The sequence below is a fragment of the Mucilaginibacter corticis genome (assembly GCF_007558865.1).
GTDB classification, from domain to species: domain Bacteria; phylum Bacteroidota; class Bacteroidia; order Sphingobacteriales; family Sphingobacteriaceae; genus Mucilaginibacter; species Mucilaginibacter corticis.
In genome coordinates this window covers 468,231-482,213 of the sequence record NZ_VLPK01000003.1, presented here as the reverse complement: position 1 = coordinate 482,213, position 13,983 = coordinate 468,231, and the positions used below count along the sequence as shown (strand labels likewise).

Sequence of the window (13,983 nt, the reverse complement as noted above, 5' to 3'; positions counted from 1 at the left end):
ACATTAGCTTTTTACCAAACTTTCGCCTTCTATTTTTTTCTGCAGTTCAATAATGGCGCCTATCAATGCCTCGGGGCGCGGCGGGCAGCCTTGTACATATACATCAACCGGGATAACACGGTCAACACCCTTAACCACGTGGTAGCCATGCTGCCAATACGGGCCGCCGCAATTAGAACATGAACCCATGGAGATGACATATTTTGGCTCGGGCATTTGTTCGTAAAGGCGTTTAATGCGTTCGGCCATTTTAAAGGTTACCGTTCCGGCAATAATGATCACGTCCGACTGCCGGGCTGATGGCCGCGGGAAAACACCCAGCCTGTCCATATCGTAGGTAGACGCGTATGATCCCATCATTTCTATCGCGCAGCAGGCAATGCCAAAGCCCATTGGCCAGAGCGATGACAATCTTGACCAGTTTAGCAGGTCATTTAATTTGGTGACAACTACGCCGCCGCCTTCGCTGTTGATATCGTTACTCATCTGCCGGTTTTTTAAAGGTGGGTTTAAACATAGGCTTGCGTACAGGCGCAGGTTCTGTAGTTGCTGCTACGGGCGCTGTCGTTGTTGCTAAAGCAGGTTCTGCAGCAAAGGGCCTTACTTTAAATGTACCCTGTTCAATGTTTAACTGATCATATAATGATGCCGGGATATTTGCGTTGGTGGTTGGTACAGCCGGTTTGGGTTTTATCCAATCCAGGTCGCCTTTGCACCAAACGTAAACCAGGCCCAGTATCAATATCCCCAGGAAAATAAACATTTCTGCTAACGAGAACCAGCCCCAGCGCGCGTCGGCGGTTATGATCTCATGACTGCCAAACACCGTCGCCCACGGAAAGATGAATACCATCTCTACATCAAACAATAAAAATATCAGTGCTATTACGTAAAAGCGCGAGTTAAAAGGGAGCCAGGCATTACCTATCGGTTCTTCACCGCATTCGTATGATGTCAGCTTTTCGGTAGTTGGGTTGCTGGGCGCGATCAATCGGTTCAAAAAAAACATCAGGCCGACAGCAATAATTCCTGTTATTAAAAAGATAAGTATCTTTCCAAATTCTGATATTTGCGAAACTTCAACCATGCCGGCAAATTTAATAAAACAAACAGATTTTGATGCTATAATTATTGGCGGCGGTGCCTGTGGATTGATGTGTGCCGTACAGGTAGGTTTTTTAGGCAAGCGTACACTGATCCTGGAGAAGAACGATAAAGTAGGTGCCAAGATCCTGATCAGTGGCGGCGGGCGGTGTAATTATACCAATCTGTACGCTTCGCCCAAGCAGTTTATCTCACAAAATGAACACTTTAGCAAGTCGGCCTTTGCGCAGTGGACGGTGGATGATACCATTAGTTTTTTTGAAACTTATGGCATTACAGGTAAAGAAAAAACGCTGGGCCAATTGTTCCCGGTGAGTGATAAAGCTAAAGATATTGTCCAGGTTTTTACAAACCTGTGTCATGACCTGGGCCAGGAGATCCGCTGCGAAGCCGATGTTAAAAGCGTTGAACAAAGCAACGGAGGTTTTGAAGTTGTGTATGAGAAGCATGGGCGCGAGACACGTTTATCAGCAGGAAAGGTTGTTATAGCTGCCGGCGGCTTGCCCATACAAAAAATGGGCGCTACAGATTTCGGACTGCGCGTAGCCCGTAAGTTCGGCCTGAAAATTATTGATACCGCCCCGGCGCTGGTGCCGCTCACCATTACGGGTAAAGACCAGCAATGGTATGAGCAACTGTCGGGCAATAGTATTTTTTGCCGGGTGTGGAACGACAGGGCCAGCTTTGAAGAAAACATATTGTTTACACACTGGGGTTTGAGCGGCCCGGCGATATTACAGATCTCGTCATACTGGAAAGCGGGGGAGTTTATTTATATTGACTTGCTGCCAAATGAAAACATCACACAACTGATACAGGAAGAACGCGAAGTAAACGGCAGAAAGACATTGCTTAATTACCTCTCGGGTATTTATACCCGCAAATTTGCCGAGGCTTTAAGCGGCTATTTACCGGTAGACAAGAACCTGGCATCATTAAGCAAAACCGACTTTGAAGCTATTGATGCCCTGATCCATAATTTTAAGGTTAAGCCTGCCGGCGATAAGGGTTATGACAAAGCCGAAGTAATGCGCGGCGGCGTATCTACAGATGAGCTGTCGTCAAAATCGCTGGAAGCTAAAAAAGTACCGGGCCTGTTTTTTGGCGGCGAATGTGTTGATGTTACCGGCTGGCTGGGCGGCTACAATTTTCAGTGGGCCTGGGCCAGTGGGTTTGTGATAGCGCAGAATTTGTGATTAGAGATTAGTTAATTAGAGATTAGGCCTGTCGATCTTTAATTTTAAAGATTGGTGATTGAAGATTAAAGATAAGTTGATTGTTTTTAATTTTACACATCAAACCATTCACCACTAACCATTCACTTTTTATCACTCACCACTCACTATTCACCACTCACCACTTATATTTGCCGGCATGAGCAACAAACGGGTTCTTTATTTAAGCGGCTACCAATGGCTTTGGGTATTATATATCGCGGTAGCGGCTTATACCTGCCTGTTTAAATACACGCGGCATATCGATAATAATTACAAGATCTTCCGCGCCTCATACTATCATGCCCGCGAAGAAAAAACGCTGTACGGGTTTTACCCGAACGAGTATGGCGACGAATATTTTTATGGCCCCACTTTTACGGCCATAATTGCGCCATCTGCTTTGTTACCGCATGGCCTGGGCTTTTTATTGTGGGAATTGGCTAACGCGATAGCCATCTTAGTAGCCATACACTTATTGCCATTTACCACCCGGCAGAAGAACCAATTATTGCTGCTCTGCGCTATAGAATATGCCAACTCGGTATTTTATATGCAGTTTAACCCGGCCATAACGGCTATGATATTGCTTAGCTTTATATTGGTAGAGCGGGGTAAAGACCAATGGGCTACGCTGTTCATAGTATTAGGATTTTTGATCAAGCTTTACCCGGTAATAGGGCTTACGTTCTTCCTGTTCTCCAGGAACAAGGGTAAGTTTATATTATGGTCGGCCATATGGTTCGTAGTATTTTTGGTCTTACCAATGGCCATAAGCAGCCCGTCGTTCGTGCTTAACTCATATGCCGAATGGTTTGCCAACTTACACAGAAAGGTTGGTTTGAATGCTTATTTTGATTCGCCGCAGGATATTTGCGTAATGGGGGTAGTAAGGCGTATCACAGGTAATATCAATATACCAAACCCGCCGTTTATCATTGCCGGGGCCATATTGTTTTTATTGCCGTTATTGCGCTTTAGCCAGTACAAATCGTTTATGTACCGGGCACAGGTGCTGGCATCGGCATTAATATTTATTGTGATTTTCAGCACAGGCGCCGAGCATCCAACCTACATCATTGCTGTAACAGGTGTGTTTATATGGATGCTGATCCAGGACAAGCCCTATACCACCACAAATATCATCTTACTGGTATTGGTGCTGGTACTAACCGGGTTGGGCCTTACAGACGCTGTGCCTAAGTTTATACGGCAACCCTACATTGCCCGCTATTCTATGAAAGCCTGGCCGGTAATTATCATTTGGGCCAAAATAGTTTACGAACTGTTGTTTAAAGATTTCGTAGTGCAAAACTCAAAGATTGATCAGCAATACGAACGGCTAATGAATAAAGATTGGTTAGTGAAGATCAGTTAATTGAAGATTAAAGATTAGGTACAATCAGTCGAAGAAAATGCCGGAAAAAGTAGGGTAGCCGGGGTTCTTATAACCATCATAAAAAAAGCGGGTTAAACGAAACTGCACATGTCCTGTTATGGCGTAATTTAAATAGCTACCGTTGTCAAAATCAGATAATACGTTTGATTGTAATACCTTTTTGGTGTCAGTATCAATCACATCAACCAATATTTGCCGGTGATGGTGTTGCCAGTCGAGGAAATAAAGCGATACTTTTTTCCTTAACCGGTCTTTTAATCTGACGTCAATTATCTCATGGAGTACCGCTGTATTACCCGCAGCAACGCGCCCGTCTTTTTTAGCGGACTTGTAAGGCGCACGCGGATCCGTCGGATTAGAATCCCATGTCTCTGTATGGTTGGCCAAATAGCTTACGCTTACGGAAGCAGGCAGGTTATGCTTGCCGCCAATAATATCGTAACCTGATTTACCATAGCTGCCCACCCAACTGCCTTTTGTTGTGCTATCCCGTCCATTAAAAGCAACTATACCTGTTGCAGGAAGTTGATATATGGTCCGGATATGACGCATGTCTGTACCATGCGGAACTATACTCAAGCATTCTCCTGCTTTCATGGCTAATGCTATGGAGAGACCTGTGATATTTCTGCCGGTTTCTTTTAACGTTATGGTATCTGGCGTAATCAGATAAAGGTCTGCTGATTTTACCTTATTCCAGGTTTTTGGGAATGTCCAGGTGCGTGTATTTCCCTTTAACGAATAACACATCGTTTCTAAATGATCAAGCCAGTAAACCGGCATGAAAACATCATAGCCTGATTTGATCAGGTTACCATCCCGGGTTATAGTTTGTAAACTGTCTTTATAATTGCTGATGGTGTTGTCAGACAGATACAGCGTGTAGTTGCCATTATCAGCAGTGTATTTTTCGCGTAATAAGCGGTTCAGGTTAAAATAGGTAAGCGTATGGTGTACAAATTCGCGTTGAGCGCGCTCAGGGAAGTGTTGAAACTGGATGTCTTCAAACTGCACACTGCTGCCAAATACCTGCAACGCGGGTTTGATATCGAGCCGTTGGTTCAATAATTTATCATGAGCGATATCGCGTCCGCCGCATATCAGGTAGGGTGGTACTTCCATCTGATCGATGCCTAACGAATATTCGCCCCAATCCCAGGTGATGCCCTGCGAAAGATAACCGTATAGCTGTTTATCGGCATACTCGCCGATCAGTTGAATACCATATTTTTGCTTCAGGTACAGCGCAATCTGTTTGATAATGTTTCGCTGGTCATCACTTGTTTGATGATGGTAAGGGCTTGCCGGGTATTGCGTTACGTTATCAAAATATAAAACGCCTGTCTCCTTTAATTGCGGAAAAGTAGCGATAAGATCATCTATCCGTTCTTTTGTAACACCTGATCTCCATTCATTCACCAGATCCACAAAATAGCTTTGCCGGCCCCACCATTTGCCACCCTTTACATAGCTTCCGTCCGTTTCTTTGCAGATCAGATCTTTGCCCGCGTAATAATTCCATTTTGGGCTTTCCATATAAGCATCAAACGGGTTAACATGAAATGTGCAATGGGTATGGTATTTAATAGCTTCTTTCATCAGCCAGCTTAGCGCCGGCTTTCCTTTTAACCCGCCGGGTGCAAAGAGGGTATTGTCCGCCGGGGTCCACCATGGGTATTGATGGTCATGACCGTCTTGCTGGTAACCGCCAAGTATCACTATTTTAGGCAGCCCCCTGGTTATGTTGTCTATTTGTTTGATGTATTTTAATACCGCGCCAAGGTCAAGGTTTGATACCTGGTCGGCAGTAGCGCAACGCAGCATGATCTTGTAGGTCATGGTTTGCGAAAGATCTTTCCCGAAAGGATAAGCTGTTTGAACTCCCTGCGCAAGAATCCTATCAGTGAAAATAAACGATGCAAATAAAACGAACAGATATTTCATGAGAGGTTACATTGCAAAGATGGATAAACAACTATAGCAAATAAAAAACTAATCTCTGATTAACTAACCTCTAATTACTAATCACTGCCCATGACTGGCCTGCACCTGCTTGAAATAAGCGATCAGCTTCGCCATATTATTAGGCCCAAATTTTTTGGTTTGGATCTTTTCTACCACCTCGGGCTCGTCGCCCATGATCTCGCTCATTACGTCAATAAAGTTTTCGTTAGTGATGGGCTGCATTTCGGCGGTATTAGCGCCATAAAAATATTGTGCTTTGCCGTCGCCCCGGCCACCACCGCCGCCAAAGATCGGGATGGACACGCCGCCGCCAACTCCTCCTCCGAAGCCGCCGCCATAGCCACCTGTTCCGGCTCCTGCACCTGCGCCAATACTCAAACCGGGGCTAAAACCACCGCCGCCACCGCCCGAGCCTCCCTGTGCTATAAACAACCTAAGCGGAGCATCAACCACCACCTGCACAAAGTCAAGATCGTATTTTGACCAGCCCTGCCTTGGTGCGGCCGCTACAATAAAGCTGTCTTTACCTGCAACAAATGAGCGCAGGTCGCTGGCGCTTAGTTTGATAGATTCGGCTTTAGCATTCTCTTTATATTCAATAAAACCTTCGTCTTTAATAGGGCCTTTTCCGCGCGGGTCTACACGTATAAGTCCAGTATTTTTTGTTCCTTTAACATCATAAAAATAGCCGGGCTGCCATGATTGTGATTTTGCTGTTATACCCAACAGCATCAGGCATAAAATGATTAAAATTGGGCGCATAAGATATAAAAATACAAATAACGCATTTTTAACATATTTAATATGACTACTGTTGATTTACGCAGCGATACCGTAACCAAACCCACCGCCGGCATGCGCGAAGCCATGTTTAATGCCCGCATTGGCGACGACGTTTTTGGCGAAGATGAAAGCGTTAACGAACTGGAAGAAAAAACTGCAGCCATCTTCGGTATGGAAGCCGGGCTATATTGCCCGTCGGGCACCATGACCAACCAGATAGCAATTAAATGTTTTACCCAGCCGCTTGACGAACTGATTGCCGACCAAACCGCGCACGTTTACCGTTACGAGGGTGGGGGTATAGCGTTTAATTCGGGCGTGTCAACCCGTTTGCTAAATGGTTACCGCGGGATACTAACCCCCGAAATGATCGAGCCGGAGATCAATGCCGAAAATATCCATTACCCGCGCACCAGCCTGGTTGTTTTAGAAAATACGGTGAACAAAGGTGGTGGCAGTTGCTATACGCTCGATCAAATAAAACCTATTGCCACACTTTGCAAAGCAAAAGGGCTTAAACTGCATTTGGATGGGGCGCGCATTTTTAACGCCCTTGCTTATACTGGTGATAAAGCTATCGAATATGGTAAATATTTCGACGGTATTTCGGTTTGTTTATCTAAAGGATTAGGTGCGCCGGTAGGTTCTGTTTTATTGGCCGATAAGGATACCATCAAATACGCGCGGCGGATCCGCAAGGTATTGGGCGGTGGCATGCGCCAGGCGGGTTTTTTAGCGGCTGCAGGTATTTACGCATTAGATCATCATGTAGAACGTTTAAAGATAGACCATGCCCACGCGCAGATCATTGCCGAAGCGCTGACAAGATCGGCGGCAGTAAGCAATGTATTACCCGCCGAAACCAATATTATTTTATTCGATACCGTTGAGCCGGCTGATTTGGTGTTGAAAAAATTGGCGGAGTATGGCATTCACGCCATGTCAACCGATAAACACCGCATCCGCTTTGTACTGCATCTGGATGTCCACCCCGAGCAGGTAGAGCACGTGGTACGGGTGATCAGGAATCTATAAACAACGTAGAGGCGCAATACTTTGCGCCTCTTACATTTTTTTTCGAAAGTATAGAGACGCAACGTATTGCGTCTCTACGGTATAGGTTACTTTTTCAACAACCTGTCGCTCATTTGCCTTTCAACCATCCATCCCGGATATTCTTTTGGCAGGGCGCTTACTTCGTCAATTCTTTTTAGTTCGTCTGCTGATAGTTCGATATCGACAGATTTTAAATTATCATTTAACTGATCGATAGTTTTAGCGCCGATTATGGTGCTGGTAACGCCTTTTTGCAGGCGCACCCAGGCTAACGCCAACTGCGCTACAGATACATTGTGTTGTTTACCAATTTCTGCCAGTACATCAATAATATCATAAGCTTTCTCCTTATTTATCGGCGGGAAATCAAATTTATCACGGCGCGAATCACCAGCTGTTTCGTTATTACGGGTGTACTTGCCCGACAGGAAGCCACCGGCCAGCGGGCTCCACGGGAAAATAGCCAGGTTTTGGTCCTGCGCCATCGGTACAATCTCGCGCTCAATATCACGTCCTGACAAGGAATAGAAATACTGCAGTCCCACAAATTTATTCCAACCGTGTTTTTCAATAATGCCCTGCGCCTTCATTACCATCCAGGCAGGCCAGTTGCAAATGGCAATGTAACGTACTTTGCCGGTTAGTACAATATCGTTCAAGGCGCGAACAGTTTCTTCCACAGGTGTCATGATATCCACACCGTGCACATATAAAATATCAATGTGATCAAGCTGCAGGCGTTTCAGGCTGGCATCAACCGATTGAAAAATGTTAAAGCGGCTCAAGCCAACGTCGTTCACATCCGGGCTCATGCGCCCGCGAACTTTGGTAGCGATAACCAGGTTATTGCGGTTAAGCCCAAGGTCGATAATTGACTGGCCCAATAGCTCTTCAGATTTGCCAAACGAATACACGTTGGCGGTGTCGATAAAATTGATGCCCGCGTCTACAACGGTTTTCATCATCTGGTTAACTTCATCCTGTTGTACACGGCCTATATTGCCCCAAATACCTTCTTCGCTACCGCCAAAGGTCATGGTGCCAAAACAGATCTCGGATACCAGCACACCGGTATTTCCTAAAAAATTGTATTTCATAAAAGTTGATTGGTTTGTTGTGAGTTAAACCATAAAATTGGCTATTGTGTTTAAATAAAAGGTCAGGGGATGGTAAAAAATAACCCTCTTTCTACCGAAGGTGAAGAGAGGGTGGTCCAGCGTAGCGCAGACCGGGTGAGTCCGCGACTGTGCCAGGCAATAACGCGCCGTCGACTCACCCCGACATCGCTTTGCTCGTCGACCCTCTCTTTGCCTTGGCATAAAGAGGGTTTTTCCGGTAATTATTTGTCAAACTTATTATTGCATCAATCGTTGTATCATCAATGGACAGATTGGTAAAAAAACTCGAAAAAATTGGCCGCGACCCTAAAATAACCGCCAAAGCCGTGGGCCTGCGTTATGTTGCAGATTCAAGCCCCGGTTATACACGTAAAAAGGCAGGCGAGGGGTGGACTTACCTGGATGCCGATGGCAAAATGGTTAAGGATAAAGAGTTGATCAACCGGTTCAATAAACTGGTTATCCCGCCGGCTTATACCAATGTCTGGATCTCGCCTTATGACAATGGGCACCTACAGTTTACCGGTACAGATGCCGCCGGCCGCAAGCAATACCGCTACCATGCCGACTGGAACAAGATCCGCAACCAGTCAAAATACCACCGCCTGCAAACTTTTGCCGCGCACTTGCCTGATATCCGCAGGCGGGTAGATAAGGACCTGGCACGGCATAATCTTGATCATGAAAAAGTGGTGGCATTGGTAGTTCGCTTAATGGAACTGACCAGTATCAGGGTGGGTAATGAATCCTACAAAAAACTATATGGCTCATTCGGCTTAACTACCCTGCAGGACAGGCATGTTAAAATAGATGGAAGCAGCCTTAAATTTGAATTTAAAGGCAAGAAAGGCGTTTTTCATAAGGTATCGCTGCAAAGCCGTAAACTGGCCAAACTGGTAAAGCAATGCCGCGATATCCCGGGTAAAGAGTTGTTCCAGTTTTATAATGCCGAGGGTAAGCGTTGCTCGATTGGGTCGGGCGATATCAATACCTATTTAAAAGATATTACCGGCGAAGATTTCACCGCAAAAGATTTCAGGACCTGGGCAGGCAGCGTAAGCGCTCTGTATGCCTTCAAGGAAGCCGGCGAGTTTGATACGGTAACCGAGTGCAAGAAAAAAATAGTAAGTGTGTTAGACGAAGTAGCCATAAACCTGGGTAATACCCGCACGGTTTGCAAAAAATACTACGTTCACCCTACGGTAATAAAAAGCTACGAAGAAGGCACGCTGTTCAATTATATTAAACACCTTGACGAAGATAAAGACATCAAAGCCTCAGAACTAAACGTAGCCGAAAAGGCGTTGCTTGAACTGCTGGATAAAGAAAAACTGGCAGAAGCGAGTTGAAAATTTAAATGTGTCATCTCGAACGATAGTGAGAGGTCTACAAGATAGGTGAAAAAGCAGTGTGTAGATTTCTCCCGTTGGTCGAAATGCAATTATTTTATTACTTAGCTAACGTATACTCACCCCAGAAATCAGTAGCAGTCTGTCCGGGCAGCGTTACTGAAACATATATTTCGCCCGGTTTGTGATCTTTAGCAGTCATATCAATAGGCATTACCTCGTTGATCATCACCTGGTAGCTAAATTTCTGTGGATTTTTAATATCCAGATCAAGGTCAGCAAGCGAGACAGCCAATTCATAGTTCAAACTTAATTGCTTATCGAACTTGCTTGCAGCTTTAATTCCATCCTTGTTATAAACAGAGATCAAACTATCAACACCTTTTACGCCCAACACTTTAATGAATTTTGTTTTGGCTGCTAGTTGTGTATTTTTTTCATTAACAAAACTATCTAAACTGGCCACTGTAGCAGTACCGCCATGTTTTACATCCGGTGCGTATCTAACTGTTAAAATAGGATGGTCAACTACAGGATATGTAACATGTATACTGTTAGGGTCTGTCCTGGTGCCGGATTTATTTACGGTTAAGGTTATTCCACCATTCATAATACGATCAATAATTTCTCTTTTAGTAATCTGTATGGTTAAATAAAGGTATTTGTCGTCGTTTGATACAGCGTAGTAGAATTGAGTATGGCTACTGTATTCTTTTAGCTTGCCATTCCACTCGGTAAGCATGCCATCAATTTTTATATTAGCCGGTGCCCGTAAACTGTATTTATTACCTGATAATACGTCTTGTGCATTCAATAAAGTTGTATTAAAAAGCGAAATTACTGCAATAACTAATGTTTTCATGATAGGCTTTGGTTAGTATATCAAATTTAATTAAAACAAGTCATTAATAGGATAGCTTAAAAAGTTTAACAAAAAAGCCACACCGATCCCCGGCGTGGCTGCACTATAATTAACTGATCTTATTATTTATTCTTTTTAGTGGTGATCCATGTTACTCCATTTTTAGCTTTATCGCCATATTTTTTAATGTAGGTTATGCCATCGCTTGGATCCTCATCTTGTCCCTTACACGGAGTAACTGTTTCAATATCTGATGCCGACAGCTTTTTTAACTTCCGAGCGTCGGCTTCCTTGCCGTTTATTAAAATTAATTTGTTGTTAAAGTCGGTTTGACCTGGTGGCGGGCTTAATACCACATCTATGGTCTTTTGTTTGGCGGCATCATTTTTATCATCAGTTGAATAAGTATAATTTATATTAGACTTATAAACCTTTGTACCTGTTTTCGAATCAGAATCACTGTCATCATCCGTTCTGACAGTATAAACAACATTGGTTTTTATTGAGTCTTTTCCTGATTTAATGATCACTGGGTGTACGGTGGCCCGGTTTACAACAATAACTTTTCCATTCACTTTAACGACATTTATCTTTTTGCCGTCAGGATTTATTTGAACATGATCATCCATTACCTGCATATTTTGGAAATCACCGCCGGGTTGTAGTTTTTGAAACTCCTCTTTGGTTACTTTTTTACCATCTACATAATATGCAGATGAATCGCCGTGTTGACTGTAGCTAAAGCTTTTATGCACACCGGTATCGGTAGTAATACGATAAGTAACGTCTTTCCTGATTTTTTTGTTAGTGTCTGTAAGCGCAAATTTTTTCTTTATGATCACAGACTGTTGTGCGGCTGCGGATACAAGATTATTTACTGATGCAGCAACCTTTTTATAGGTTACCTTGGTGTTTTTAACCAATTCGGCTTTTGATATGCTGAAAACAAACAGGCATATCAAAACAGCCGGTACTAAAAACGCGTAGCGTGTAAGGTTTAGGTTTGAAGATCTTTTAGCGTTCATCATTTTTATACGTTTTTTTAAGGTTGAAAAATTAAAGTGGTTGGTTATCCCGGCCGAAGCGGTAGCTGCAATGCTTACGTTAAGCAGACTGTACTGGTAAGCTTTGCTATCCGTGCCTTTTTGCAGGATCTTGCGGTCGGTTATAAATTCTATATTTTCACGTACGGCTTTTTTCATGAACCATACGCCGGGATTAAACCAGTAAAATATCACGCTGATCTCGGCCAGTAAAATATCCAGCGTATGCCATTGATTAACGTGTACCTGCTCATGCTGTAAAATGCTTTTCAGGTCTTTGGTTTCAACATTATCCGGGTTAATGTAAATGTTTTGCCAGAAAGAGAAGGGGCTTACATTAGCTGCTGTGATGCGTACTGCATGGTCCTGGATCTTGCCGGGTGATGAATTACGGTATAGCCTGTATAACGATAATAACTGCATAGCCAACTTCGCGGCAAAAACTATTGCACCCAGCCAAAACAAAATGCCGGCCCAATACCAATAAGCGGGCTCTTCGGCAAAACGTTGGGCCGGCATCTGCCAGTTTATGGCAACCTTTTGTACAGGGGCAATTAATTGCCGGTGCTGCTGTGCAAAATTATTGATGTTTATTACAGGGTAAACTGATGATATTAGGATAGCTAAAACCAGGTACACCCGGTTAAGCGTGTAAAAAGTAAGCTTGCGCAGCACAAGGTAATAGCCCAGGCAAAATACCAGCAGCGCTATATTTACTTTTAGCAGAAAAACAAATAATGCAGGCATGGTTTCAGGATTTAGGGTTCTCAATCAGGTTAATGATCTCTTTTAATTCGCTGGCGCTTATTTTTTTGTTTTTGGCGAAAAAGGTAACCAGATCTTTATATGAGTTTTCAAAATAATCGCTTACAAAACCGCTCATAAAGCGTTTTTTATATTCTTCTTCTTTTATAGCTGCTTTGTACCGAAACGAGTTGCCCATTTTTTCGGCCGATAAAAATTCTTTGCGTTCCAGGTTTTTAATGGTTGATGCCAGGGTAGTGTAGGGTGGTTTCGGCTCGGGCATTACATCCAAAAAATCTTTAATAAATCCTTCGCCTAATTGCCATACGGCTTGCATGGCTTCTTCTTCCTGTACTGATAATTTTTCCATAACTATTTACGATTGTTTCGTAAATCTACGAACTATTCGTAATTGTCCAAATTTATTTTTAATAATTTAACAGTTTATTAGCCATTTTAACATAATTTAACAGCATGGCAATTACAACTACCGTATTAACAGGTGCAACATCAGGCATTGGCGAGGCTACGGCGTTTGCTTTGGCCGAAAGAAAACATACACTTTACTTACTGGTGCGGGATGTGCAAAAAGGTGAGGGCCTTAAGCAAGAGATCATCAAACAAACGGGGAACAAAAACATCTTTATAGTTCATTGTGACCTTACCGATCTTGAAAGTGTTTTAACCGCTGCTGATCAGTTGCACTCCAAATTATTCAACATAAACGTGCTTATAAACAATGCCGGCGGTATGTTTAATGATTTTACTTTAAGTAAGAACGGTTTTGAAATGACCTTCGCTTTAAATCACCTGGGACATTTTTTGCTGACCAAACGGTTAATCCCATTGCTGGAGCGCGGCCATGCGCGTATTATCAACGTGAGTTCTGATATGCATAAAATGGGCAAACCCCGGTTTGACCAACTACAAAACCCGGATAGCTATTCGGGAATGAAAGCGTACGGTACCAGTAAACTTTTCAATATTTATTTCACAAAATCATTAGCCGAGCGCTATGCTGCAAAAGGGGTTACCGCCTATGCACTGCATCCCGGCGTTGTGAAGACACAATTTAACTCCAAACTTACAGGGCGGTTAAAATTAATTTTTTCACTGGCGACTCCATTTATGATCACACCTGAAAAAGGCGCTGAAACATCTGTGTACCTGGCGACTGAGAATAAGCTGGATAGCAAAAGCGGCCAATATTTTGTAAAGAAGAATGTAGCTAAAGTTGCCGCTATTGCCGACGATGCAGATGCGCGCAATCAATTATGGACGTTGAGCGAAGAATTAGTTAAAAATTTTGATGTGTAATAAACACAATACATTCAAATAATTGTTGG

Annotated in this window: 13 protein-coding genes; 5 read left to right on the top strand and 8 right to left on the bottom strand. The window is 43.5% G+C overall.

Annotated features, from left to right (window positions below):
- Positions 1-3: 3 nt before the first annotated feature.
- Positions 4-486 (bottom strand): NADH-quinone oxidoreductase subunit B, encoded by a 483-nt coding sequence (locus FO440_RS17480; RefSeq protein WP_144249570.1) that lies wholly within the window; start codon positions 484-486, stop codon positions 4-6.
- Positions 479-1,087, bottom strand: coding sequence for an NADH-quinone oxidoreductase subunit A (locus FO440_RS17475; protein ID WP_144249569.1), 609 nt, complete (start codon positions 1,085-1,087; stop codon positions 479-481). The genes FO440_RS17480 and FO440_RS17475 overlap by 8 nt, the downstream gene beginning before the upstream one ends.
- Here FO440_RS17475 and FO440_RS17470 point away from each other — a divergent pair.
- Complete coding sequence (locus FO440_RS17470) at positions 1,086-2,300, top strand: BaiN/RdsA family NAD(P)/FAD-dependent oxidoreductase (RefSeq protein ID WP_144249568.1); 1,215 nt, start codon at positions 1,086-1,088, stop codon at positions 2,298-2,300. The two genes, FO440_RS17475 and FO440_RS17470, sit on opposite strands and share 2 nt — an antisense overlap.
- Before the next feature lie 178 nt (positions 2,301-2,478).
- The gene (locus FO440_RS17465; RefSeq protein WP_144249567.1) at positions 2,479-3,696 is read left to right on the top strand and encodes a glycosyltransferase family 87 protein; all 1,218 of its coding nucleotides are present in this window, start codon (positions 2,479-2,481) and stop codon (positions 3,694-3,696) included.
- A 24-nt stretch (positions 3,697-3,720) separates the two neighbouring features.
- Here the strand turns inward: FO440_RS17465 and FO440_RS17460 are convergent, their stop codons facing one another.
- Together FO440_RS17460 and FO440_RS24535 are read right to left on the bottom strand one after the other, a co-directional pair.
- On the bottom strand, positions 3,721-5,661 hold the full coding sequence (locus FO440_RS17460; protein ID WP_144249566.1) for an endo-alpha-N-acetylgalactosaminidase family protein: 1,941 nt from the start codon (positions 5,659-5,661) through the stop codon (positions 3,721-3,723).
- A gap of 81 nt (positions 5,662-5,742) precedes the next feature.
- Positions 5,743-6,444 carry a hypothetical protein gene (locus FO440_RS24535; RefSeq protein ID WP_186292715.1) on the bottom strand — a complete coding sequence of 234 codons (702 nt, stop codon included), beginning with the start codon at positions 6,442-6,444 and terminating at the stop codon, positions 5,743-5,745.
- Positions 6,445-6,486: 42 nt separating this feature from the next.
- Between FO440_RS24535 and FO440_RS17445 the strand changes: the two genes are divergently transcribed.
- The gene (locus FO440_RS17445) at positions 6,487-7,500 is read left to right on the top strand and encodes a threonine aldolase family protein (RefSeq protein WP_144249565.1); all 1,014 of its coding nucleotides are present in this window, start codon (positions 6,487-6,489) and stop codon (positions 7,498-7,500) included.
- 86 nt (positions 7,501-7,586) lie between these two features.
- Here the strand turns inward: FO440_RS17445 and FO440_RS17440 are convergent, their stop codons facing one another.
- The gene (locus FO440_RS17440; RefSeq protein WP_144249564.1) at positions 7,587-8,618 is read right to left on the bottom strand and encodes an aldo/keto reductase; all 1,032 of its coding nucleotides are present in this window, start codon (positions 8,616-8,618) and stop codon (positions 7,587-7,589) included.
- 284 nt (positions 8,619-8,902) lie between these two features.
- Between FO440_RS17440 and FO440_RS17435 the strand changes: the two genes are divergently transcribed.
- Positions 8,903-9,988, top strand: a complete 1,086-nt coding sequence (locus FO440_RS17435; protein ID WP_144249563.1) for a DNA topoisomerase IB — start codon at positions 8,903-8,905, stop codon at positions 9,986-9,988.
- 100 nt (positions 9,989-10,088) lie between these two features.
- Here the strand turns inward: FO440_RS17435 and FO440_RS17430 are convergent, their stop codons facing one another.
- From FO440_RS17430 to FO440_RS17420, 3 genes are all read right to left on the bottom strand, one after another.
- Positions 10,089-10,850 (bottom strand): DOMON domain-containing protein, encoded by a 762-nt coding sequence (locus FO440_RS17430; protein ID WP_144249562.1) that lies wholly within the window; start codon positions 10,848-10,850, stop codon positions 10,089-10,091.
- Between the two features lie 122 nt (positions 10,851-10,972).
- Positions 10,973-12,640, bottom strand: a complete 1,668-nt coding sequence (locus tag FO440_RS17425) for a M56 family metallopeptidase (RefSeq protein WP_144249561.1) — start codon at positions 12,638-12,640, stop codon at positions 10,973-10,975.
- A 4-nt stretch (positions 12,641-12,644) separates the two neighbouring features.
- Entirely contained in the window at positions 12,645-13,007 is a 363-nt protein-coding gene (locus FO440_RS17420) for a BlaI/MecI/CopY family transcriptional regulator (RefSeq protein WP_144249560.1), read from the bottom strand.
- A 104-nt stretch (positions 13,008-13,111) separates the two neighbouring features.
- On the opposite strand from FO440_RS17420, the gene FO440_RS17415 reads away from it, so the two are divergent.
- Positions 13,112-13,954, top strand: coding sequence for an SDR family oxidoreductase (locus FO440_RS17415; RefSeq protein WP_144249559.1), 843 nt, complete (start codon positions 13,112-13,114; stop codon positions 13,952-13,954).
- Positions 13,955-13,983: the final 29 nt, after the last annotated feature.